22 protein-coding genes are annotated in these 22,566 nt (G+C 50.0%); 21 read left to right on the forward strand and 1 reads right to left on the reverse strand.

Annotated elements, in window-relative coordinates; genetic code table 11:
- Window positions 1-13: 13 nt before the first annotated feature.
- From pyrF to FYJ34_RS13580, 15 genes are all read left to right on the forward strand, one after another.
- Window positions 14-937, forward strand: a complete 924-nt coding sequence (gene pyrF / locus FYJ34_RS08635) for an orotidine-5'-phosphate decarboxylase (RefSeq protein ID WP_154477888.1) — start codon at window positions 14-16, stop codon at window positions 935-937.
- Window positions 938-988: 51 nt separating this feature from the next.
- On the forward strand, window positions 989-1,798 hold the full coding sequence (locus FYJ34_RS08640; RefSeq protein ID WP_154477890.1) for a dihydroorotate dehydrogenase electron transfer subunit: 810 nt from the start codon (window positions 989-991) through the stop codon (window positions 1,796-1,798).
- Window positions 1,795-2,703, forward strand: coding sequence for a dihydroorotate dehydrogenase (locus tag FYJ34_RS08645; protein WP_154478868.1), 909 nt, complete (start codon window positions 1,795-1,797; stop codon window positions 2,701-2,703). The genes FYJ34_RS08640 and FYJ34_RS08645 overlap by 4 nt, the downstream gene beginning before the upstream one ends.
- 60 nt (window positions 2,704-2,763) lie before the next feature.
- Window positions 2,764-3,453, forward strand: coding sequence for an orotate phosphoribosyltransferase (gene pyrE / locus FYJ34_RS08650; RefSeq protein WP_154477891.1), 690 nt, complete (start codon window positions 2,764-2,766; stop codon window positions 3,451-3,453).
- Window positions 3,450-3,602 (forward strand): hypothetical protein, encoded by a 153-nt coding sequence (locus FYJ34_RS12725; protein WP_173017086.1) that lies wholly within the window; start codon window positions 3,450-3,452, stop codon window positions 3,600-3,602. Before pyrE ends, FYJ34_RS12725 begins: the two co-directional genes overlap by 4 nt.
- 48 nt (window positions 3,603-3,650) lie before the next feature.
- The gene (locus tag FYJ34_RS08655) at window positions 3,651-4,106 is read left to right on the forward strand and encodes a VanZ family protein (RefSeq protein WP_235899404.1); all 456 of its coding nucleotides are present in this window, start codon (window positions 3,651-3,653) and stop codon (window positions 4,104-4,106) included.
- On the forward strand, window positions 4,069-4,467 hold the full coding sequence (locus FYJ34_RS08660; RefSeq protein ID WP_154477893.1) for a DUF6142 family protein: 399 nt from the start codon (window positions 4,069-4,071) through the stop codon (window positions 4,465-4,467). The genes FYJ34_RS08655 and FYJ34_RS08660 overlap by 38 nt, the downstream gene beginning before the upstream one ends.
- 14 nt (window positions 4,468-4,481) lie before the next feature.
- Window positions 4,482-6,524, forward strand: coding sequence for an aminopeptidase (locus tag FYJ34_RS08665; protein ID WP_154477895.1), 2,043 nt, complete (start codon window positions 4,482-4,484; stop codon window positions 6,522-6,524).
- 44 nt (window positions 6,525-6,568) lie between these two features.
- Window positions 6,569-7,087, forward strand: coding sequence for a 5-(carboxyamino)imidazole ribonucleotide mutase (gene purE, locus FYJ34_RS08670; RefSeq protein ID WP_154477897.1), 519 nt, complete (start codon window positions 6,569-6,571; stop codon window positions 7,085-7,087).
- 42 nt (window positions 7,088-7,129) lie between these two features.
- Window positions 7,130-8,164: a phosphoribosylformylglycinamidine cyclo-ligase gene (gene purM / locus FYJ34_RS08675; RefSeq protein ID WP_154477899.1), complete on the forward strand. Its 1,035-nt coding sequence runs from the start codon at window positions 7,130-7,132 to the stop codon at window positions 8,162-8,164.
- Window positions 8,149-8,802: a phosphoribosylglycinamide formyltransferase gene (purN, locus tag FYJ34_RS08680; protein ID WP_154477901.1), complete on the forward strand. Its 654-nt coding sequence runs from the start codon at window positions 8,149-8,151 to the stop codon at window positions 8,800-8,802. Before purM ends, purN begins: the two co-directional genes overlap by 16 nt.
- Before the next feature lie 19 nt (window positions 8,803-8,821).
- Window positions 8,822-10,096: a phosphoribosylamine--glycine ligase gene (gene purD / locus FYJ34_RS08685; protein ID WP_154477903.1), complete on the forward strand. Its 1,275-nt coding sequence runs from the start codon at window positions 8,822-8,824 to the stop codon at window positions 10,094-10,096.
- A 202-nt stretch (window positions 10,097-10,298) separates the two neighbouring features.
- Window positions 10,299-10,898, forward strand: coding sequence for a type IV toxin-antitoxin system AbiEi family antitoxin domain-containing protein (locus FYJ34_RS08690; RefSeq protein WP_154477905.1), 600 nt, complete (start codon window positions 10,299-10,301; stop codon window positions 10,896-10,898).
- On the forward strand, window positions 10,895-11,308 hold the full coding sequence (locus tag FYJ34_RS13575) for a nucleotidyl transferase AbiEii/AbiGii toxin family protein (RefSeq protein ID WP_268878933.1): 414 nt from the start codon (window positions 10,895-10,897) through the stop codon (window positions 11,306-11,308). The genes FYJ34_RS08690 and FYJ34_RS13575 overlap by 4 nt, the downstream gene beginning before the upstream one ends.
- 14 nt (window positions 11,309-11,322) lie before the next feature.
- Window positions 11,323-11,742 carry a nucleotidyl transferase AbiEii/AbiGii toxin family protein gene (locus FYJ34_RS13580; protein WP_330582613.1) on the forward strand — a complete coding sequence of 140 codons (420 nt, stop codon included), beginning with the start codon at window positions 11,323-11,325 and terminating at the stop codon, window positions 11,740-11,742.
- Between the two features lie 319 nt (window positions 11,743-12,061).
- Here the strand turns inward: FYJ34_RS13580 and FYJ34_RS08700 are convergent, their stop codons facing one another.
- Complete coding sequence (locus FYJ34_RS08700) at window positions 12,062-12,919, reverse strand: MurR/RpiR family transcriptional regulator (protein WP_154477907.1); 858 nt, start codon at window positions 12,917-12,919, stop codon at window positions 12,062-12,064.
- 336 nt (window positions 12,920-13,255) lie between these two features.
- Between FYJ34_RS08700 and ald the strand changes: the two genes are divergently transcribed.
- From ald to FYJ34_RS08730, 6 genes are all read left to right on the forward strand, one after another.
- On the forward strand, window positions 13,256-14,371 hold the full coding sequence (gene ald / locus FYJ34_RS08705) for an alanine dehydrogenase (protein ID WP_276958970.1): 1,116 nt from the start codon (window positions 13,256-13,258) through the stop codon (window positions 14,369-14,371).
- A gap of 122 nt (window positions 14,372-14,493) precedes the next feature.
- On the forward strand, window positions 14,494-14,883 hold the full coding sequence (locus FYJ34_RS08710) for a GntR family transcriptional regulator (protein ID WP_154477909.1): 390 nt from the start codon (window positions 14,494-14,496) through the stop codon (window positions 14,881-14,883).
- The gene (locus FYJ34_RS08715; protein WP_154477911.1) at window positions 14,880-17,315 is read left to right on the forward strand and encodes an ATP-dependent Clp protease ATP-binding subunit; all 2,436 of its coding nucleotides are present in this window, start codon (window positions 14,880-14,882) and stop codon (window positions 17,313-17,315) included. Before FYJ34_RS08710 ends, FYJ34_RS08715 begins: the two co-directional genes overlap by 4 nt.
- Before the next feature lie 50 nt (window positions 17,316-17,365).
- Complete coding sequence (locus tag FYJ34_RS08720) at window positions 17,366-17,779, forward strand: endosialidase (RefSeq protein WP_154477913.1); 414 nt, start codon at window positions 17,366-17,368, stop codon at window positions 17,777-17,779.
- A gap of 383 nt (window positions 17,780-18,162) precedes the next feature.
- Window positions 18,163-19,515 carry a DNA repair protein RadA gene (gene radA, locus FYJ34_RS08725; protein ID WP_154477915.1) on the forward strand — a complete coding sequence of 451 codons (1,353 nt, stop codon included), beginning with the start codon at window positions 18,163-18,165 and terminating at the stop codon, window positions 19,513-19,515.
- A 123-nt stretch (window positions 19,516-19,638) separates the two neighbouring features.
- On the forward strand, window positions 19,639-22,416 hold the full coding sequence (locus FYJ34_RS08730; protein ID WP_154477917.1) for a M64 family metallopeptidase: 2,778 nt from the start codon (window positions 19,639-19,641) through the stop codon (window positions 22,414-22,416).
- Window positions 22,417-22,566: the final 150 nt, after the last annotated feature.

Genomic DNA, 22,566 nt, shown 5'->3' on the forward strand with positions numbered 1-22,566 from the left:
CGGAGGAAAAGAAATGATCGATCAGCTGATAAAAAAGATTCAGGAAACAGAGGCGCCTATCGTTGTGGGGCTGGACCCCATGCTGGATTATGTGCCGGAGAGGCTCAAAAGGGAAGCCTTTGCAAAGTTCGGGGAAACGCTGGCAGGAGCAGGGGAAGCCATTTGGGAATTTAACAGAGGGATTATTGACCAGATCTGGGACGTGGTGCCGGCAGTAAAGCCGCAGATCGCCATGTATGAACAGTTCGGGATTCCCGGGATTGAAGCGTTTCAGAAAACGGCAGCGTATGCCAAAGAAAAAGGGCTGCTGGTGATCGGAGATATCAAGCGGGGAGACATCGGCTCTACCTCATTGGCCTATGCGGTAGGGCATTTGGGAAAAGTCAAAGTGGGAAACAGGGAATATGCTCCGTTCACGGAGGATTTTGTGACGGTCAATCCCTATCTGGGATCGGATGGGATTCGCCCGTTTTTAGACGTATGCAAAGCAGAAAAGAAGGGGATCTTCGTGTTGGTAAAAACCTCCAACCCCTCCAGTGGAGAATTCCAGGACAGACAGATAGAGGGACGGCCACTGTATGAATGGGTGGGAGAGCAGGTATCCCGCTGGGGAGAAGAGCTGATGGGAGAATCCTACAGCTATGTGGGAGCGGTAGTAGGAGCCACTTATCCGGAGATCGGAAAAAGCCTGCGCAAATTGATGCCAAACACCTTTATCCTGGTTCCGGGCTACGGGGCGCAGGGAGGAAACGGGAAGGATCTGAAAGCATTTTTCAATGAGGATGGGCTGGGCGCTATCGTCAATTCCTCCAGAGGGATCATAGCAGCTTATCGGCAGGCGTCCTACGCCTCCTTCGGAGAGGAAGGATATGCCGGGGCGGCCAGGCAGGCGGCGCTGGACATGAAGGCGGATTTGCGGCAGGCCTGGGAAAGATAGGACATACAGGGAATAGAAAAACAGAGAAAACAGAAGAAGCAGGAGAACGAGATGAGCAGGCAGAAAACGCAGGGTAAGATCCTGGAACAGACAGAGATCTCACCCCGGATCTACAGCATGTGGATCCGGGTGCAGGATATTGCCAGGGAGGCAAAAGCCGGACAGTTTGTATCTTTATTTACCGGAGACGGGAGCAAGCTGCTTCCGCGCCCTATCAGCATCTGTGAGATCGACAGGGAGGCGGGAAAGATCCGACTGGTCTACCGGGTTACGGGAAAGCGGACAGGAACGGCGATTTTATCCGAAAAACAGGCAGGACAGTACGTGGAAATCATGGGACCTCTGGGCAATGGATTTCCGCCGGGAAGAGGACGGCGGCCTCTCCTTCTGGGAGGAGGGATCGGGATTCCGCCGATGCTGCAGCTGGCAAAAGACTTAAAAGAAGCGGCAGAATTTGAGGAAAAGACAGGAAAAGAAGCTGTGACGGTAGTGGCCGGCTACAGAGACCGGTTGTTTTTGACAGAAGAGCTGTCTGCCTGCAGCCGGCTGTATCTGGCTACAGAGGATGGAAGCGTAGGGAGCAAAGGGACGATTCTGGACGCCGTTCGGGAGAAGGGCCTGGAAGGAGACGTGATCTATGCCTGTGGGCCGACTCCCATGTTGCAGGCAGTGCAGACCTATGCCAGGGAGCGGGGAATCCTGTGTTACCTGTCGCTGGAGGAACGGATGGCCTGCGGGATCGGCGCGTGCCTGGCCTGTGTATGCGGATCCAGGGAAGTGGATGAGCACAGCCGGGTGAAAAACAAACGGGTGTGTAAAGAAGGACCGGTCTTTGAAGCATCGGAGGTGGAATGGCTATGAGTTTGTGTGTCAATCTCGCAGGGGTGGAATTGAAAAACCCCGTGATGACAGCCTCCGGAACTTTTGGCTCCGGAGCAGAATATAGTGAATTTGTGGATCTTGGCAGACTGGGAGCGGTGGTGACAAAAGGCGTCGCCAACGTCCCCTGGGAAGGGAATCCCACTCCGCGCATTGCGGAGACAGCCTCCGGGATGTTAAATGCCATCGGATTGCAGAATCCGGGAGTGGAAGTGTTCTGCAAAAGAGATCTGCCCATGCTTGCACAGCAGGATACCAGAGTGATCGTCAACGTCTGCGGAAGAACGACAGAGGACTATTTGGAGGTGGTAGAACGGCTGGCCGACGAGGCGGTGGATCTTTTGGAGATCAATATCTCCTGCCCAAATGTAAAAGCGGGAGGGATCGCTTTTGGACAGGATCCCAAAGGAGTGGAGCGGATCACGGCGCGGATCAAGGAAAAAGCCCGACAGCCGATCATCATGAAGCTGAGTCCTAACGTTACGGACATTACAGAGATCGCAAAGGCGGCGGAAGCAGGCGGAGCGGATGTGCTGTCTTTGATCAACACGCTGACGGGGATGCAGATTGATGTGGAAAAGCAGTGCTTTGCACTGGCAAACCGCACTGGAGGTCTTTCGGGGCCGGCTATTAAACCGATAGCGGTTCGCATGGTCTATCAGACGGCACAGGCGGTAAGGATCCCCATTATCGGCATGGGAGGGATTTCCTCCTGGGAGGATGCGGTGGAATTTTTGCTGGCAGGGGCTACGGCGGTTTCCGTGGGAACGGCAAATTTTTATGATCCCGGGGCAACGATAAAGATCCTGGAAGGAATTGCAACCTACCAGGAAAGGCACGGCTTTGCTTCGATAGCGGAGATGGTAGGGAAGGTGACCTGCCGCTAGGGGCAGACAGGGAGGCAGCAGAAACGGGCAGGGAAAGATACGAGGAGAAAGGATAGAGTCATGGAACGATACAAGCAGGAATTTATTGAATTTATGGTAACATGTGACGTGTTGAAATTTGGCGATTTCATAACGAAAAGCGGAAGAAAGACACCGTTTTTTGTGAACACGGGATTCTACCGGACGGGAAAACAGTTGAAAAAACTGGGCGAGTATTACGCGCGGGCTATCCGGGAGCAGTTTGGGACGGAGTTTGATGTACTGTTTGGGCCGGCGTACAAGGGGATCCCTTTAAGCGTGGCAACGTCTATGGCGTTTGGGGATCTGTATGATATGGAAGTCTGCTATTGTTCCAACAGAAAAGAGGTCAAAGACCATGGGGACACAGGGATCCTGCTGGGCAGTCCGCTGAAAGATGGAGACCGGGTGGTTTTGATCGAGGATGTGACCACGGCAGGGACTTCCATCGGAGAGACGCTTCCTGTTTTGAAGGCGCAGGGGGAAGTGCAGGTGAAGGGACTGATGGTGTCTGTGGATCGCATGGAAAGAGGAACAGGCGCTGATTCTGCCCTGACAGAGATCCGGAAATCCTACGGATTTCCTACGGCAGCCATCGTTACGATGAAAGAGGTGGTGGAGCATCTGCACAACAGGCCGGTACAGGGAAGGATCCTGATCGACGACAAAATGAAAGAAGCGATTGACGCATATTATGAAATCTATGGGGTGAAGCAGGAGGAAATAAGATGAACGAAAAAGCATATCGGGCAATGAGCTTTGGAACGGTAGTGAATGTGATCATAGGAGTGGTCCTGATCACAGTGGGAGTGACCACAGGGATCCTTGCGATCATAGGAGGAGCAAGACTCCACCAGGCAAAAAAGGGACTGACATTTTAGACAAAAGGAAGGCTGGGCAATTTATTGAAGCAGAGCAAAAAAACACGGTTGTTAGGAAAGATCCTGTTTGTCCTGTATCTGGCATTTGTGATCTACTTTCTTCTGTTTTCCGACTGGTACGGAAGGAGCGGCACGTTTCAGGAATATCACTACAACCTGGAATTGTTTAAAGAAATCAAACGATTCTGGTATTATAGAAATCAGGTAGGACTTTTAAGTGTGGGAATGAACATTGTGGGCAATGTGGTGATCTTCATCCCGCTGGGGTTCTTCCTGCCCATGGCAAGCAGGGGGAGAAGCTTATTCTTAACCGTTTTCTATGGGTTTGGGCTAAGTCTTCTGGTGGAGACCTTTCAGCTTTTGACAAAGGTAGGGAGCTTTGACGTGGACGACCTGCTGCTGAATACGGCAGGAAGTCTCTTAGGGTACCTCCTTTTTATGGTCTGTGCAGCAATAAGGAGAAAAAATGTTCGCAGTAAGAAAAATAAAAACAGAAAAAGATAGGGCAAAAGAGGCAGCAAAAGAAAGAGAAAAAAGAAGAAAAAAGCTGATCAAGACCAAGTATGGCCAAAAAGCGCTGAAACATGCAAAATGGGGGAAAGAGTCCTGTTTTCTGGGAGGAGTCGCGGCCGTTGTCCTGCTGGGGCTCCTGACGGTAGCGTTTCTGAAAAAGGGCGAGATCAGCGTTTTTAGCGGGATCGCCGGCTTTGGCGTGGCATTTTTGGCGTGGAAGGGGATCCAGGCCGGACGGAAGGGACTCAAAGAAAGAGAAAAACGATACATTACCTGTAAGATCGGGCTGGCGCTGAACGGGTGCATCCTGCTTTCCATGCTGGCCGTTTTTGTTCGGGGCTGTTTGAAATAAAGAGGAGAAAGACGATGGTAGAAGAAAGATATCAGCTGGCGAAGGAACGGATCGCCCAGATAGAGAAAGAAGAGAGAGTGGCGGAGCCTTTTGGCTCTTACTTCCGGCAGGCGGCGGACTGGATCCTTCAGCTGGATGAATGGAAGAGGCTTTGGGAGAGCGGAAAACAGGACGAGATTTCCCTGGAAGACTGGGAAGAATGGAATCAAAGACTGTATGGAGAGCTGCTGCCAGAGCAGTATGGATCCAGCTATGCAAATCCGGCGTTTGCCGTATCGCAGCTGGGGCATGCTTATGGGCAGCCGCTTTGTTTTTTGTACAGCGAGATCCGGGGCGGGATCTCCTATGCGGTGGAAAAAAAGACGGAATATCTGGATATTCTTCTGGAGCTGTTTCTGGAAATCTACCACCTGTTTGAGGGGGAAGAGCCTTCTGTTACCCATGTAAAGGACTGTATCTACTGGTATGCCAGCGACTATTGCGACGTGTTTGCGGCAGACTATGTAAAACAGCAGGTGGATCCTGCGGAAGATTTTCTGACAAAATTTGTACAGCAGTCGGATCTGCGGGATCTTCGCTATCTGTACCAGGCGGGGGAATACGTGGGGTCCAATGAACGGGAGAGCGCCAGATATTTAAGCGGTCTGCCGGAAGAAGAGATCCACAGGATAGCCAAAGCGTTTGTAGAGGGCTATGTAAGAGGGTTTGTCAATACAGGAAAGGATCTGTCGAAAAAGGATGCGGTGAACATCCGGTACACGCTGGGATTTGAACGGATCATAAAAAAAGCGATAGAAGAATTTGAAAAAAGGGGACTAAAGCCGGTGATCTACCGGGGAGGAGTCAGCGTTTTGACCAGACCCGGCGGAAGGCGGCTGGGTTTTGTAGGGGGGACGCCAAACGGACAGTACGAGTATGATCATAAAAATGACCAGGGACTGTTTTTGGACGGGCGTTTCTTGGAAAGAAGGCTGGAAGTAATACAAAACGCTTACGAAAGTGTCAAAAAGCAGGCGGGGAACATGGCAGGACCGGCCTGCATGGAAACCTTTGGAGAAAAGCCGTTTGAACCCCGGCAAAAGGAAGAGGCCATCCGCCTGACAAAGAAGCAGGAAAATCTGGCAAGAGAAATGGCGGCAAAGCAGGGAGAGATCGTCAATCGCTACATCAAGGGAGAGGAAAGAAGCTATACCATCGTAGCATACCCTGTGTGGGAGATCGGCACAGCATATGAAGAGATCTTTCGGGAGATCGTCAGGATCAACACACTGGATGCCGGAGTATACACAGAAGTCCAGCAGAAGCTGATCGACCGGCTGGACCAGGGAACGTCCGTCAGGATCACGGGACGGGGAAAAAATGAGACAGATCTGACGGTAAGGCTCCATGAACTGACTGCCCCGGACAAAGAAACGATCTTTGAGAACTGTGTGGCAGACGTAAACATACCGGCGGGAGAAGTGTTTACCTCTCCGGTTCTGGAAGGAACGAGCGGGCTTTTGCATGTAACAAAGGTCTACCTTAACGGACTTTTGTACCGGGATCTGAAGCTGTGGTTTCAGGATGGTATGGTAACGGACTATTCTTGCGGAAATTTTGAAACAGAGGAAGAAAACAGGAGATATGTCTTTGAAAATATCCTGCATCGTCATCCCTCTCTTCCCATGGGAGAATTTGCCATCGGGACAAATACTACGGCCTATGCCGTTTCCCGGAAATATGGGATAGAAGGAAAGCTTCCGATCCTGATCGCAGAAAAAATGGGTCCCCATTTTGCGGTGGGAGACACCTGCTATACCTGGAGCGAGGAGATCCCGGTTTTTAACCCGGACGGAAAAGAGATCATCGCCAGAGATAACGCCATCTCCCTGAAAAGAAAGGAGGATCCGGCCAAGGCATATTTCCAGTGCCACACAGACATCACCATTCCCTACGGAGAGCTGGGAGACATTGTTGTCACTGGGAAGGAGGGAAGTGTCTGCCTGATCCGAAACGGGAAATTTGTACTGGAGGGGACAGAGTTTTTAAATGAACCGTTGAAAAGTACTTATAAATAATGTATGATTTATTTGTTAAACTTATATATGAAAGGATGAAGATTATGCCAAAAGTAGGAATTGTAATGGGGAGCGACTCGGATCTGAAGGTGATGAGCAAGGCGGCAGCCATGCTGGAGAAGCTGGGAGTGGACTATGAAATGACCATTATTTCTGCCCACCGGATGCCGGAGACCTTTTTTGAATGGGCGAAGGCAGCAGAAGGAAAAGGGATCAAGGTGATCATTGCAGGTGCAGGAATGGCGGCACATCTTCCGGGAATGTGTGCGGCGTTGTTTCCCATGCCGGTGATAGGAGTTCCCATGTCCGGCAAACATCTGGCGGGAGAGGACGCACTTTTTTCCATCGTGCAGATGCCGCCGGGAATCCCGGTAGCTACCGTAGCCATCGACGGAGGAATGAACGGAGCGATCCTGGCAGCCAAGATCCTGGCAACCTCCGACAGCGATCTGCTGGAAAGGCTGAAAGCATACTCGGCGGAGATGGAGGAGACGGTACAGAAGAAGGCGGACAAGCTGGCAGAGATCGGATATGAAGCGTATATAAACAGTCAGGGCAAATAAGGAAACCACAAAAAGAAGCAGGGAACAGTAAGGAGAAAAAGGATGGATTACAAGAAGGCAGGCGTGGATATCGAGGCGGGATACCGCTCGGTAGAATTGATGAAGGATCACATTAAAAAGACCATGAGACCGGAAGTGCTGACCAACATCGGGGGATTTTCCGGAGCGTTTTCCATGAAAGGGTTTCAGGAGATGGAAAAGCCTACCCTGGTGTCGGGAACGGACGGAGTGGGGACGAAACTGAAGCTGGCATTTCTTCTGGACAAGCATGATACGGTAGGCATCGACTGTGTGGCAATGTGCGTCAACGATATTGCATGTGCGGGAGGGGAGCCCTTATTTTTCCTGGATTATATTGCCTGTGGGAAAAATGTTCCGGAAAAAATCGCTCAGATCGTTAAGGGAGTGGCAGAAGGCTGCGTGCAGTCCGGTGCGGCTCTGATCGGCGGGGAAACGGCAGAAATGCCCGGGTTTTATCCGGAAGAGGAATATGACCTGGCAGGATTTGCAGTGGGAGTTGTGGACGAAAAGAACCTGATCACAGGCGCAGACCTGCGGGAGGGAGACGTGCTGATAGGAATCGCCTCCTCCGGAGTCCACAGCAACGGATTTTCTCTGGTGCGCAAGGTGTTTGACATGACAAAGGAGGCCCTGGACGTCTATTATGAAGAGCTGGGGATGACGCTGGGAGAGGCGTTGATCGTGCCTACCCGGATCTATGTAAAAGCGCTTCGCAGTGTAAAGGAAGCAGGCGTCGTGATCAAAGGCTGTAGCCATATCACCGGCGGCGGATTTTATGAAAATATTCCAAGAATGTTAAGAGAAGGCGTTCGGGCTGTGATAGAAAAAGAAAGCTATCCTATTCCTCCCATTTTCCGGAAGCTGCAAAGAGACGGCCAGATCGAAGAGGATATGATGTACAACACCTACAATATGGGGATCGGAATGCTGCTGGCAGTAGAAAAAGAGGATGCGGAAACAACCCTTTCGGCGCTTGAGGCGGCAGGAGAGAGCGCTTATGTGGTAGGACATATAGAAGACGGAGAAAAGGGAGTTACATTATGCCAGAAAAAATAGAGTCCGGCACCTGCAGGGTCCTTGTACTGGTTTCCGGTGGAGGCACCAATCTGCAGGCGATCCTGGATGCCAAGGAAAGAGGGGAACTTCCCGGGGTGGAGCTGGCAGGTGTGATCAGCAACAATCCGGGAGTCTATGCACTGGAGAGAGCAAAAAAAGCACAGGTTTGGACCGGCTGTGTTTCACCCGGAGACTTTCCGGACAGAAGCGCTTTTGAAAAGGCGCTGCTTTGCGCGGTAAAGGAACGGAATCCGGATTTGATCGTACTGGCTGGATTTCTGGTGGTGATCCCCGGGGAGATGATCAGACAGTACCAGAACCGTATCATTAACATCCACCCATCCCTCATCCCTTCCTTTTGCGGGAAAGGATATTATGGCCTGCGGGTACATGAAGCGGCGCTGAGACGAGGGGTGAAGCTGACGGGAGCAACCGTTCATTTTGTGGACGAAGGGACAGATACCGGCCCCATTCTTTTACAGAAGGCAGTGGAAGTAAGGCAGGAAGATACGCCGCAGTCCCTGCAGAGACGGGTCATGGAAGAGGCAGAGTGGAAGCTGCTGCCGGAGGCGATCTCCCTGATCGCAGCAGGAAAAGCGGAAGTAAGGGACGGCAGAGTACATCGGAAGGACGGATAAGGTTCGTAGGAGGAAAAATATGAAGGTCTTGATCGTAGGCGGAGGCGGAAGAGAGCATGCGATTGCTTTTTCCGTGGCAAAAAGCGAACAGGTAGATGAGATTTATGCAGCGCCGGGCAATGCCGGGATAGCGGAGTATGCAAAGTGTGTGCCCATTGAAGTGATGGATTTTGACGGGATCAGGCAGTTTGCGCTGGATCAGCAGATAGACCTGGTGATCGTGGGCATGGATGATCCTCTGGTGGGAGGCCTGGTAGATATCCTGGAGGACGCCGGGATTCGCACCTTCGGTCCCCGCCGGGATGCGGCGATCCTGGAGGGCTCCAAGGCTTTTGCCAAAAAGCTGATGAAAAAATATGGAATCCCTACAGCGGATTACGAAACGTTTACAGAAGCAGAGGAGGCGCTTGCGTATCTGGAGCATGCCCGCTTCCCCATCGTACTGAAAGCGGACGGCCTGGCCTTGGGAAAAGGAGTGCTCATCTGTGAAACGCTGGAAGAGGCAAAGGCGGGAGTTTCTGCCATTATGGTGGAACGCAGATTCGGGGAGGCAGGGAAGGAACTGGTAATAGAGGAGTTTATGACAGGACGGGAGGTATCCGTGCTGTCCTTTGTGGATGGAAACACTGTCCGGATCATGACATCGGCACAGGATCACAAGCGCGCCCTGGATGGAGACCAGGGACCAAACACGGGAGGGATGGGAACCTTTTCTCCCAGCCCGTTTTATACAGAAGAGGTGGACGCGTTCTGTCGGAAGCATATCTACCAGGCGACGGTAGATGCGATGCGGGCGGAGGGACGTCCCTTTTGCGGCATTATCTTTTTTGGATTGATGCTGACAGAGGAGGGGCCGAAGGTCCTGGAATACAATGCCAGATTCGGAGATCCGGAGGCGCAGGTGGTGCTTCCCCGAATGAAAACCGATATCATTCAGGTGATGGAAGCCTGCATAGACGGCAGGCTGGAAGAGATCCGACTGGAGTTTGAGGACAATGCGGCAGTCTGCGTGGTACTGGCAAGCGGAGGATACCCCCTGCATTATGAAAAGGGATATGAGATCCGGGGACTGGAGGCTTTTTCCGGAAAGGAAGGGTACCGGTGCTTTCATGCGGGAACCAAGGTGAAGGACGGAAAGATCGTGACTAACGGAGGGCGTGTACTGGGCGTGGTGGCTTTGGGAAAGGATCTGAAGGAAGCTAGAAAAAACGCCTATGAGGCTGCTTCCTGGGTGGACTTTGAGAAGAAATATATGCGAAGCGACATCGGAAAAGCGATCGAAGAGGCGGAGTAGGCCAACACATTTTGTCCTATAACTCTAAACAGGTGCAGAAGCTTTTTAGGGAATATTTTTCTCAAAGAGCTTCTGTATTTTTGCTTTATACTTTACAAATGCTCTTTAATTACTAAAATCTAAAGAGTAAATGTTGACGAAAAAATATTGACTTTTGTGCTTATAAAACACATAATTTAAGTACGAAAAGGCGGTGATTGGTATGATTCAGAAAGAATGTTTACTGAAAAAAATGAATGAAAATGATGGGCTTATTACTACTAAAGAGGCTCTTGGTTTTGGTATTCATAAAGATGTGTTAAAAGAGGCTCTTTCAAAATATGAAATTGTCAAAATTGCAAACGGTCTTTATGCTCTTCCGGGGGAAGAAATAGACGAGTATGTATATTTTTCTCACAGAGTGCCTAAAGGCATTTTTTCCCATGAAACTGCCGCTTACTTACATGGTTTATCTACCAGAATGCCGCTTATTTATATTATGAGTGTTATGAAAGGTGCCAATGTTAGCAGGATTAAAGCGGAAAGAGATGATATTGTTTTCAAGTATGTTCGTACTGATTATTATGACATTGGGAAAACTCTAATAAAAAATCCATACGGCAGAGAAGTAGCGGTTTATGACAAGGAGAGAACGCTTTTAGATCTTATTAAAGACAAAAATCGAGTGGATACTTTCATTTTTAGCGAGGCAATAAAACTATACTTTTCATCCAATGACAAAGACTTATTGAAGTTATCTAAGTACGCTATCGCCATGAAAATGGAAGATCATCTAAGACAATACACGGAGGTGTTGTTATGAAGACACCAGAACAAATGAAGGGGGCAATCAGGAATATTTCCAAGAAAACAGGTGCCAATCCCAATTCTCTTCTTCAGATGTGTTTATTTGAAGGAATACTGGAAAAGCTTTCTAAATCGAGGTACAGAAACAACATTATTTTAAAGGGCGGCTTATTAATTTCTTCTCTTATCGGGGTCGATATGAGAAGCACTATGGATATGGATACGACCATAAAAGGTATTCCCTTGAACGAAGAAACTATGACAAAAATTATAAATGAGATTTTGGAAATCGAAATAGATTCAGAGGTGAATTATCGTTTGGTTAAGCTATCTCCTATAAGAGAAAAAGATATATATATGAAGATTTTTGTGCAAGTATTTCATGCACATTTGGAAAAATCAATGCCGTCCTTAATATTGATATAACTACCGGCGATATAATCACTCCGAGAGAGATGAATTATGCCTATTCAACAATATTGGAGGATAGAGAAATTCCCATCATAACTTATTCCATTGAAACAATTCTTGCAGAAAAATTTGAGACCATTTCCGGTCGCAATATTACCACGACAAGGGCAAGAGATTTTTATGATTTGTATATGATATATAGGCTATATGGTGATAAAATTGACACTGGAAATTTATCGGAAGCGATAGAAAAAACAAGCAAGCACAGAGCAACTTTTGAGTCTGTACTTAAGCATAAAGAGGTTGCAGACTTGCTTAAAAAGAGCGACTCCGTAAAAACTCTTTGGAATAAATATGTAAAAGGAAATCCGTATGCCAAGGATATAGATTTTTTAGAAACAGTGTCAATATATGAAACGGTAGGAGATATTTTGGACAGCAATATTTGAGCTGAGTAAAGGCAAAGTAGGATAAAAATTATAATCACTTCGGGGGTCTTAGGGTCACCCTAACAAGTAGCAAGAAATCAAGAGTTATACGACAAAATGTGTTGCTCTAACCCGCCTCAACCCCTTATAAATAAAGGGGGGTGAGGCGGGTTAATCTTGTGTCGCAGACAAAAATAAACCACCTGCTATGCAAGTGGATAGACTGTAGAAAAACCCGGCTTTTGCCGGGACTTTGTCTACAGTCTGAGACGGTATTTCTACCGTCTTTTTGCATACCTGAAAATTAAAGAGTCAGAATATCGCTATATATCTCATCTCTCTAATAGGTGCCGATTTGTTCCAGGTACCGGTCGATCTTCTTCAATCGTTTTTCCACTCCTTTTGCATTGCGGCTGACCACATCCAGAAGCGCCTCCAGCACAAACTGGGCGCCTACGAAAGAATTGAAAAAGAGATTGCTGTTGATGGGGGCAGTCAGAACGACAGACGCATGGGGAGCCAGCTGCGCATCCTCGCTGTCGGTGATCAGAATGATCTTTGCTTCTGATTCCAGAGCCAGCTCCAGGGTGATCTTGTCCAGTGCAGAGTAGCGCGGAAAGCTAAAGATCAAAAGACAGTCGTCTTTGGTCATGCTGCACATATGGTCGAAAGGTGTGATGGAGGTGGAAGCGGTATTTTCCACGTGCGGCAGCATATGCTTCAGATAAAGCAGAGCGTAGTTGGCAAGGCAGGTGTTTCCTCTGGACGCTGCGATGTATTTCCGCTTGCTGGAAGAAAGGATCCTGGCAGCCTCGCTGAACCTGGCGGCAGAGTTTCGCTCCAGTGCAGCCTCCAGATTCTGGGTAACATTTTTATAATGGCGGCGGATGGATTCCGCACTGCTCTCCAACCGGGCCGATTTGCTGACTCTCTGGGCAGGAACGGTGACGGAGCTGGAAATGCTGAGTACCGTGTTTTGATATTCTTGCCGCAGGGACTTTTGAAACTCAATAAAGCCGTCGAATCCGAGGGCGCGACTGAATCGAACGACAGAGGATTCACTGACGCCCAGCGCCAGAGCGATCTCTGTGGACGTCATAAAGCTGGCGTCAGACAGGGAAGACAGCACAAAATTGGCGATGATTTTTTGCGTTTTGGTAAGGGATGTATTTTGGATCAAAGATGAAATCTCTTTCATGGATAACCTCCTCCAGTGAAATAAGCAGAGTGAGACAAATTGTTCCCGAAAAAAAACATACCGCACTCTACAGGTGCTATTATAAACAAAAAGGCGGAAAAAGTGCAAGAATAATTGTAGTTGCAATTGACGGAAAAAGAAAACAACTGGAATTATACGTTAAAAAAATAACTTTTATTGAACTCTGAAAAAGAGTGTGCTAGTATGATTTTAGATAGAAGTGAACAATAAATTACTTGAAAAAGCAATTTTATTGTTCATTATGCCCTTTGCTCCAGTACGGGGGAATGAGCAGGGGTACATTTCAATTATTACACAATTAGGAGGTAAGAAGAAGTGAAAGTAGGATGCGTAAAAGAAATTAAGAACAACGAGTTTCGTGTAGGTATGACACCGGACAACGTAAAGAGTTATGTAAACGCAGGACACGAAGTGCTGATCGAAAAGGGAGCAGGAATCGGTTCCGGGTTTACAGATGACGAATATGCTGCAGCAGGCGCAAAACTGATCGACTGCGCAAAAGAAGTGTGGGATACCTGCGAAATGATGATAAAAGTAAAAGAGCCGTTGCCGGAAGAGTATGATCTGTTCCACGAAGGACTGATCCTTTACACATACCTGCACCTGGCAGCTGATAAGCCGCAGACAGATGCTCTGCTGGCACACAAGGTGAAAGGTGTTGCTTATGAGACATTGATCGAGAGAAACGGATCTATCCCGCTTCTTGCACCGATGAGCCAGATCGCAGGCCGTCTGAGCATCCAGGAAGGCGCAAAATATCTGGAGAAGATCTTCGGAGGAGAAGGCGTTCTTCTTTCCGGAGTGCCGGGAACACCAAAGGCAAAGGTAGTGATCCTGGGCGGAGGCTCCGTAGGAACCAATGCTTGCAAGATCGCAGTAGGTATGGGAGCAGATGTAACGATCATGGACATCAACCTGCAGAGACTGGCATATCTGGATGATATCTTCGGAGCAAGGATCCAGACGCTGGTATCTACAGATGCAAATATCGAGAAAGCTGTTAAGGAAGCAGACCTGGTAATCGGAAGCGTATTGATTCCAGGAAAATCCGCTCCGAAGCTGTTCAAGAAAGAATACCTGAAAGAGATGAAGCCGGGCTCCGTATTTGTTGACGTAGCAGTTGACCAGGGCGGATGCGGCGAGACCACGAAGGTAACCTACCATGATGATCCGATCTACGTAGTAGACGGCGTAGTACACTACTGTGTAGGAAATATGCCGGGAGCAGTTCCGAGAACATCCACGATCGCGTTGACCAATGCTACACTCAGCTATGGACTGCAGATCGCAAACAAGGGTCTGGAGCAGGCTTGCAAGGACAATGACGTGATCTACTCCGCTATCAATACTTATGACGGCAAACTGACCTGCAAGGCAGTAGCTGACAGTTTCGAAGGCTATGAGTACGTAGACGTTAAGACTCTTAGCTAAATGACAAGATTCCAAACTTAATTCCTTCAAAGTTGCAAGAAGAGAGCTTACAATCTAGTGTTGTAAGCTCTCTTTGCTTGTGTTATAGTATGCCTATAACAATGAAAATGGAAGTGAGAACTATGTGGATAGAGATTGATTTTGAAAGCGGAGAGGCGTTCTACGTCCAGTTGCAGAACCAGATCATTATGAGGATCGCAATGGAGGAGCTGAAAGAAGGAGATACCCTTCCTTCTGTGCGCCAGCTGGCCGATACGGTAGGGATCAACATGCATACAGTCAATAAGGCGTACAGCAGCCTAAGAGAAGAAGGTTTTCTCAGGCTGGATCGAAGAAGGGGAGCCGTGATCGCCATAGACAGGGATCGGGCAGAGTATTTGGAACGATTACGGGCACAATTGAAAATCCTGCTTGCCAGAGGATACTGCAAGCAGATTTCCAGGGAAGAGGTACATCGGCTGGTAGATGAGATTTTTGAAGAATATGGAAACGGAAAGGAAAGCAGAGAATGAAAGACGCAAAACAGGTAGAAGCCGTTTTAAAATATGCACAGAGTATGGCAAAAAAGATGGGGCATCCCTATGTGGGGACCGAACATCTCCTTCTGGGATTGTGCCATGTGGAAACCGGAGTGGCAGGTCAGGTGCTGGCAGCCAATAACGTTGAAGAGGACAGAGTGATCCAGGTGATGGAAGCGCTGGTGACGCCGGTGGGGGAAGACCGAAAAGGGCAGACGATTCAGGAAAGCCCCAGACTCCGGTACATTTTGGAAGAAAGCAGGCAGGAAGCGCTTAGATATGAGAGCGAGATCATGGGGACGGGGCATCTGCTCCTGGCTTTGCTGCGGGATGTAGACTGTGTAGGAACCAGGATCCTGATCACTTTGAATATGGATCTGCAAAAGATGATGCAGGAGGTGGCGGAGGCGGAAGGGATCGATATCCGAGTTCCGGCAGAGGGCGGAGAGACGCATGGAAGAAAAGAAGGGATGCTGGAACAGTACGGAACGGATCTGACGGCAAAGGCGAAGGAAGGGCTGCTGGATCCTGTGATCGGAAGGGATACGGAGATCCACCGGCTGATGCAGATCCTAAGCAGGCGGACAAAAAACAATCCGTGTCTGGTGGGAGAGCCGGGAGTGGGAAAAACGGCAGTTCTCGAAGGACTGGCGAACAGGATCGCCTCCGGAAGGGTTCCGGCATCCATGCAAAATAAAAGGATCCTGACGATGGATCTGGCGGCTATGATCGCGGGATCCAAGTACCGGGGAGAGTTTGAGGAAAGGCTGAAGCGTCTGATCCAGGAGGTGAAGCAGGACAAAGAAGTGATCCTGTTTCTGGACGAGCTGCATACGATGGTAGGAGCAGGAGGAGCCGAGGGAGCGATGGACGCTTCCAACATTTTAAAGCCCTCCCTGGCCAGAGGTGAGGTGCAGCTGATCGGAGCCACCACCCTGACAGAATACCGTAAATATATTGAAAAAGATGCGGCCCTGGAGCGGCGGTTCCAGCCGGTTACGGTGGAGGAGCCGGATGAAACAAAGACGCTGGAGATCCTGGAAGGACTGCAGGAAAAATACGAAGCCCATCACGGCGTGGAGATCAGACAGGATGCGGTGAAAGCGGCGGTAAAGCTTTCCCAGAGATACATTACCGACAGATTTTTGCCGGATAAAGCCATTGACGTGTTGGATGAAACCTGCGCCAAAGTAAAGCTGGCAGGCTTTCGGAAAGAAGAGGAAACATTGCCTCTGTTTGCGAAAGAGCAGGAATATACCAGGGAGATCGAGGTGGCTCTGGCTGCGGGTGACACCCAGACGGCGGCCCGTCTGTTCCGAGAAAAAGGAGAATGGCAGTCGAACCAAAGAAAAGCAGAACAGAAGCAAAGCAGAAGAAAGAACGCCAGAAAACGACCGCAGGTAACGGAAAAAGAAGTGGCGGAGGTCGTGGCGGAATGGACCAGGATCCCGGTGCAAAAGCTGACAGAGAAGGAAGGAATCCGGCTGCAGCGACTGGAAAAGAGCCTGCATCAGCGGGTGATCGGCCAGGATGAAGCCGTAGCGGCGGTGGCGCGTGCAGTCAGACGGGGGAGAGTAGGACTGAAAGATGAAAAAAGACCCATTGGCTCCTTTTTGTTTCTGGGGCCTACCGGAGTAGGGAAAACAGAGCTTTCCAAAGCACTTTCCCAGGCACTGTTTGGAAGAGAGGATGCCATGATCCGGGTAGATATGTCGGAGTACATGGAAAAGCACAGTGTGGCTAAAATGATCGGATCTCCTCCGGGATACGTAGGCCATGAAGAGGGAGGACAGCTGAGCGAAAGAGTGCGGCGTCAGCCGTACTCGGTGGTTCTTTTTGATGAGGTGGAAAAGGCACATCCGGATGTGTTCCATATTCTTCTGCAGGTGCTGGACGACGGACATATGACGGATGCGCAGGGCAGAAAGATCGATTTCAAAAATACGGTGATCATCATGACATCCAATGTGGGAGCAAAGTCGATCATTCAGCCGAAAAAGCTGGGATTTGGAGCCGGGGAAGACAAAGAAGCGGATTACAGACAGATGAAGGCGGGTGTGATGAATGAGGTAAAAAGACTGTTCCGTCCGGAATTTCTGAACCGTATTGATGAGGTGCTGGTCTTTCGTCCTCTCAGCCAGGAGGAGCAGAAGAAGATCGTGGGGCTGCTGTGTAAAGAGCTGGTAAAACGGGCCAAAGAGCAGCTGGGAATCACGCTGCTCATCAGAGATTCTGTGAAAACCTATCTGGCAGAGGTAGGAAGCGACAGAAAATATGGGGCAAGACCTCTTAGAAGAGCGATTCAGACCCATCTGGAGGACGGCCTGGCAGAAGCTTTACTGAAGGGAGAGATTCAGAGAGGGGAAGAGGTGACTGTCATGATTTCTAAAAAAGCGATAAAATTTTCAGGAATTGCTACAAAGTAACACATTTTTATTATATAATGGGAAGACAAAAACCTTAGGAGGAAAAGAAGATGGCAGCAGTGAAAGAGCTTTTGAGAGCTGAAAAGGACGGAACACTTAGTTTCGGCGACTATACACTGGACGTAAAGACAAAACTGGAAGAGTTTGAATTTGAAGGAGACATCTACAAGGTAAAGACCTTTTCCGGGATCACCAAACTGGAAAAAAACGGAATGTTTGTGTATGAGTCCGTTCCGGGGACAGCGGTAGAGGGCTTCCGCTCCACAGAGGCAGGCGCCTGGTTTCAGGTATCGGGACTGCAGGACGCCCAGCTGACGCTGGAGTTGGAGAGCGACAGCGAGTATATCGTCTATCTGAATGAGGTCAATGCAGGGGTCATGAAAACGAATGTCAGCGGCAAGCTCAGTGTCAGTGCAGAGCTGGAAGAGAATCAGGCGGTAAACGTCAGGATCGAGAAAAAATAAGAGCCGGGCAGTGAACGTCAGGACCGGGAAGCAGCAACCGGGCAGGAAAAGCCGGGAGCAGGGACCGGGCGGTAAACGTCAGGATCAAGAAAAAATAAGAGCCGGGCAGTGAACGTCAGGACCGGGAAGCAGCAACCGGGCAGGAAAAGCCGGAAGCAGGGACCGGGCGGTAAACGTCAGGATCAAGAAAAAATAAGAGCCGGACAGTGAACGTCAGGACCGGGAAGCAGCAACCGAGCAGGAAAAGCCGGGAGCAGGGACCGGGCGGTGAATGTCAGGATCAAACAGAAAAAGAACAACAGACAGACAGGCGGAGGCAAGTGGCCCCAGAGCCTGTTGTGGAAAGAAAAGGCTGCGGGAAGCGGCCTTTTTTTGGAGGGAGTATGGCAAAGAAAAAGACGGTATATTTCTGTCAGAACTGTGGATATGAATCAACAAAATGGGTGGGGCAGTGTCCTGCCTGCAAGGAATGGAACAGCATGGTGGAAGAAGTGGTTCCGGTATCCGGGCAGGGAAGAAAAAAAGAGAGGCCGTCCACCAGAGTCATGGCGTTGACGGATATCCCAGAGGGAGAAGAAAAGCGCACACAAACGGGCTTAAGCGAGCTGGACCGGGTACTGGGAGGCGGGATCGTGCAGGGGTCCCTGGTACTGGTGGGAGGGGATCCGGGGATCGGAAAATCGACGCTGCTTCTGCAGGTATGTCAGAAGCTTTCGGCGGCAGGGAAAAAGATCCTCTATATTTCGGGAGAAGAGTCCCTGCATCAGATCCGTCTGCGGGCCAATCGGATGGGAACCTTTTCTTCCTCTTTATATCTGGCCTGTGAAACCAACCTGGAAGCTGTCCGGGAGCTGATCGAGGGCGGAAGGCCACACATGGTGGTCATCGACTCTATCCAGACCATGTACAGTGAAGAGGTAAACTCTGCTCCGGGCAGTGTTTCCCAGGTGAGGGAATCCACCAATATTTTGATGCAGCTGGCAAAAGGGCTGGATGTGTCCGTATTTATCGTGGGGCATGTAACGAAGGAAGGAACGGTGGCGGGACCGAGAGTGCTGGAACATATGGTAGATACGGTGTTGTATTTTGAAGGAGACAGACATGCCTCCTATCGGATCCTGCGGGGAGTAAAAAACCGTTTCGGCTCCACCAATGAGATCGGAGTGTTTGAGATGCGCCGGGAGGGCCTGATCCAGGTGGAAAATCCTTCCGAGTTCATGCTGAGCGGAAGGGCAGAAATGGCTTCCGGCTCCGTGGTAGTGTGTGCAATGGAGGGAACAAGACCGGTCCTTCTGGAGATACAGGCGCTGGTATGCCGGACGAATTTCGGGATGCCAAGAAGGACGGCGGCGGGACTGGATTATAACCGCGTCAATCTGCTGATGGCGGTTCTGGAAAAGAGAATGAATCTGCCGCTGTCCGGCTATGACGCCTATGTAAATATTGCGGGAGGGATCCGGCTGAATGAGCCGGCGTCCGACCTGGGGATCGTCCTGTCTGTGTTTTCCAGCTATAAGAACCTTCCGATACCGGAAAAAACGGTAGCGTTCGGAGAGGTGGGACTGGGAGGTGAGGTTCGGTCTGTGACCATGCCGGAGCAGAGAATCCAGGAAGCCAAAAAGCTGGGCTTTCAGACCTGTATCGTACCCTGGGTGGTCAAACAGTCTCTGGGAGAGACGGACGGAATCGAAGTAATCGGAGTGAAGCACATCCGGGAGGCGGTGGACGTGATCTGAGAAAACAGATCCCCTGTACAACAGGATGTGTCGGAAATTGTATGGTTTATCAATTGACAAACCAAGGAAAAATTTCTTATGATAATCATAGAAGATTACTAGAACAGCGAGGAGGATGACAGAATGAAAAAGAAATGGAGTTACAGAAAATGCATGGCTTCTGCAACCGCATTTCTGCTGGTGCTGTGTATGTGCCTGTCACCGGTGGGAGCAATAGGGACCCTTGCGGAAGAAAAGACTCCTGCTGCCGGTCAGGAGGAGACGGCGCAGGATCCGGGACAGCTTCCTGCCGGCAACACATCGACCCAAAGCGGCGCGGAAGGCGCCCAGGTACTTCCGGGAGAGTATATGGGAGCACATTCCCATATTCAGGAAGAAAACCGGGTGGGCCGGGAAGCAGCGGAGGAGACGGCAGGTACGCCTCAGGCGGCGCCGGAGATCAAAGGACAGGAAGTAGGAGAATTAAAGCTGGTATACGGCGACGCTTCCGTTCCGGACGCAGATGCTTTTGTGCTGCTGGTCTTTGGAGACGGATTTACGGCAGAAGAGCAGGACAAATTCTACACAGAAGCCAAAAAGACGGCAGACTACGTGATGGAGACCTCTCCCTTTGACGAGTTCAGGGACACCATAAAGATCTATGCGCTGGGGACGGTATCGAAGGACTCCGGGGCGAAGGGGGATCAGGCAAAGACCAAGGAAGAGGCGGATGCAGATCCAAAGGAAACGTATTTCGGCGCCAGGTACTGGTTGTATGGAATGCAGCGGCTTCTGGGAATGGAAGAAGGCAGTGAGGGCGAGAAGAAGATGAATGCCCTGCAGGCAGAGAAGCTTCCGGCAGCGGATCACAATATGCTGATCGTGAATTCCACCGTATACGGAGGAAGCGGCGGAACAATCTGTGCGGCATCCCTGGCAGACAGCGCATTGGAGATCATGGTACACGAGATGGGGCATATGATCGCCAGCCTAGCAGACGAGTATTGGGCAGGCCCGTCTTATGCCACGGAAGACCGCGTTAACATGACGCAGGAGTCGGATCCTGCAAAGGTGAAATGGTCCAGATTTGTCGGGAAAAATCATGTGGGTGTTTATGAATACACAGACGGAGGAAACGGCTGGTATCATCCGGGCAAGAACTGTAAAATGCAGTTTTTAGGGAAGCAGAATCCCTTCTGTGAGGTGTGTAAGGAGGCTCTTCGGCGCAGCATTGCGGGGAAATCCAATACCACCAACCTGTTTTTCCAGACCTATGCGGACAAGTTTTACGAGTCGGATACCGGAAAGGATATGAAGGAATACTTCATTGTCCGGAAGGGAGATAAGGAAACGACAGGGGATCAGCTGGGGGATGCGCTGACGCTGGAATATACGGACGCGTTTGGAGCGCCGGTACAGGGAATCCCGTCCAAGGCAGGTCTCTACACCGTAACAGCCGTTTTCAGCGGCAACGATACCTACGGCCCGGCTACACAGACGGGAAGCTATACCATTGAACTGGAAGACAGGATTACACTGGAAGCAGAATCCAAAGAGTATGACGGGAAGCCGGCAAAGGTGAACTACAGCGTAGATTACGACAAGGAATATACGACAGAAGTGCATTACACCGGGAAGATCCCGTACACCGACACGATCTCTCAGGATTATGACAGCGAGGAAGCGCCCACCAAGGCAGGCTCCTATACGGTGACGGTGAAGGCTTTTGACAAGGAAACAGGCAAGCCTGTCAGCGAGAAATCCAAAGCCTTTGAGATCCGCTTTAAGAAAACGGATCTGGTAAACAATGATGATGCCAATTACTGGGGGGCGGCAGTCTACTACAACAATAAAGCCATCGTGATCACGGGAGAAGGCTTCACGGCAGAAGAGCAGGGGAAATTTGAAGAACTGGCAAAGAAATATGTAGAACATATCCAAAGCCTGGAACCGTTTAAAGAGACGAAGCACTACTTCAACTTTACCACTGTGGAAGCAGAATCCAAAGAATCCGGCATAGGCGTTGCGCCTCCGCCGAAGGATACCTATTTCAGGCTGACCAGAGATGCGGAAGGCAAGGTGGTTCCCACGGAGGAATCCACGGCGGCAGCCACCTACATTGGCAAAAAAGTGGTAACATCCTACTACAAGAATGTGATCGTGATCGTAAACGATGAGAAGGTAAAACAAGGAACCGTTTCCGGTAACACCATTTACGTAGGACCGAATGAGGAGGGCATGGACTTTGCGGCAAGAGCCATCCTGAACCGTCTGACCGGAAAGCCCGGTGATTATCAGCCGGCGACCGAGGAGGAAAAGGCAGCGCAGAGACTGGCATTGCTGAATTCCATGTACGTAGACTGGTACGGAGGACATTATGCCACCATCGTCAGCCGGGCTTATGATGAGATCTTTCCGGCAAATGGAACCGCATATGATCTGGCGCCATATTTCCATGCGTATGTGGGCGACAAGGAAGTTCCGCAGGATCAGCTGAAATTTGTCATGACCTACTATGAAGATGAGGACGGAAAACCGGGACGCCAGTTAGAGTCTGCTCCTTCGGCATCAGGAACCTATCATGTCAGGGCAGAACTGCTTCCGGCAGAGGGATCGGAGTATACAGTGGTGACGGTGGACGGAACCACCTATAATATCCCGCCCAGCAGAGGCTGGACGACCTACATGATCGGAAAGGGAGATGACCCCTCCGATCCTTCCGTGGACAAGCCGGGGACAGGAAACAGTGCTTCAACCGCCGTGCCTGCCGGTAAGACGACAGGAAAGAAGGTCGGCATGGGAAAGAAGACCGGTGTGGTAAAGACGGGAGACACCAATCACTATGGAGTCTACCTGGCCCTGATGTTGTGTGCCGTGGCAGCAGGGGTTGTAGTCTTTTTTATCAAACGAAGGAAACGCTGATCAAAATCCAACAGAATAAAATCCAACAGAACAGGATATAAGACCGGCGTCTGTTTGGAAGTGTTGAAAAGCAGGGGCAGAGAGTAACATCTCTGTCCTTTTTTTTCGTGGAAAAAGGACAGGCGGAGCTGTCCGGGAGCAAACAGAAAA

Origin of the sequence: Suipraeoptans intestinalis, assembly GCF_009696485.1 — a bacterium.
Lineage (GTDB): Bacteria > Bacillota > Clostridia > Lachnospirales > Lachnospiraceae > Suipraeoptans > Suipraeoptans intestinalis.

Bases quoted from the DNA above. Each gene is read 5' to 3' on its own strand.
- pyrF (WP_154477888.1), top strand. From the start codon at position 14: ATGATCGATCAGCTGATAAAAAAGATTCAGGAAACAGAGGCGCCTATC.
- FYJ34_RS08640 (WP_154477890.1), top strand. From the start codon at position 989: ATGAGCAGGCAGAAAACGCAGGGTAAGATCCTGGAACAGACAGAGATC.
- FYJ34_RS08645 (WP_154478868.1), top strand. From the start codon at position 1,795: ATGAGTTTGTGTGTCAATCTCGCAGGGGTGGAATTGAAAAACCCCGTG.
- pyrE (WP_154477891.1), top strand. From the start codon at position 2,764: ATGGAACGATACAAGCAGGAATTTATTGAATTTATGGTAACATGTGAC.
- FYJ34_RS12725 (WP_173017086.1), top strand. From the start codon at position 3,450: ATGAACGAAAAAGCATATCGGGCAATGAGCTTTGGAACGGTAGTGAAT.
- FYJ34_RS08660 (WP_154477893.1), top strand. From the start codon at position 4,069: ATGTTCGCAGTAAGAAAAATAAAAACAGAAAAAGATAGGGCAAAAGAG.
- FYJ34_RS08665 (WP_154477895.1), top strand. From the start codon at position 4,482: ATGGTAGAAGAAAGATATCAGCTGGCGAAGGAACGGATCGCCCAGATA.
- purE (WP_154477897.1), top strand. From the start codon at position 6,569: ATGCCAAAAGTAGGAATTGTAATGGGGAGCGACTCGGATCTGAAGGTG.
- purM (WP_154477899.1), top strand. From the start codon at position 7,130: ATGGATTACAAGAAGGCAGGCGTGGATATCGAGGCGGGATACCGCTCG.
- purN (WP_154477901.1), top strand. From the start codon at position 8,149: ATGCCAGAAAAAATAGAGTCCGGCACCTGCAGGGTCCTTGTACTGGTT.
- purD (WP_154477903.1), top strand. From the start codon at position 8,822: ATGAAGGTCTTGATCGTAGGCGGAGGCGGAAGAGAGCATGCGATTGCT.
- FYJ34_RS08690 (WP_154477905.1), top strand. From the start codon at position 10,299: ATGATTCAGAAAGAATGTTTACTGAAAAAAATGAATGAAAATGATGGG.
- FYJ34_RS13575 (WP_268878933.1), top strand. From the start codon at position 10,895: ATGAAGACACCAGAACAAATGAAGGGGGCAATCAGGAATATTTCCAAG.
- FYJ34_RS08700 (WP_154477907.1), bottom strand. From the start codon at position 12,919: ATGAAAGAGATTTCATCTTTGATCCAAAATACATCCCTTACCAAAACG.
- FYJ34_RS08710 (WP_154477909.1), top strand. From the start codon at position 14,494: ATGTGGATAGAGATTGATTTTGAAAGCGGAGAGGCGTTCTACGTCCAG.
- FYJ34_RS08715 (WP_154477911.1), top strand. From the start codon at position 14,880: ATGAAAGACGCAAAACAGGTAGAAGCCGTTTTAAAATATGCACAGAGT.
- FYJ34_RS08720 (WP_154477913.1), top strand. From the start codon at position 17,366: ATGGCAGCAGTGAAAGAGCTTTTGAGAGCTGAAAAGGACGGAACACTT.
- radA (WP_154477915.1), top strand. From the start codon at position 18,163: ATGGCAAAGAAAAAGACGGTATATTTCTGTCAGAACTGTGGATATGAA.
- FYJ34_RS08730 (WP_154477917.1), top strand. From the start codon at position 19,639: ATGAAAAAGAAATGGAGTTACAGAAAATGCATGGCTTCTGCAACCGCA.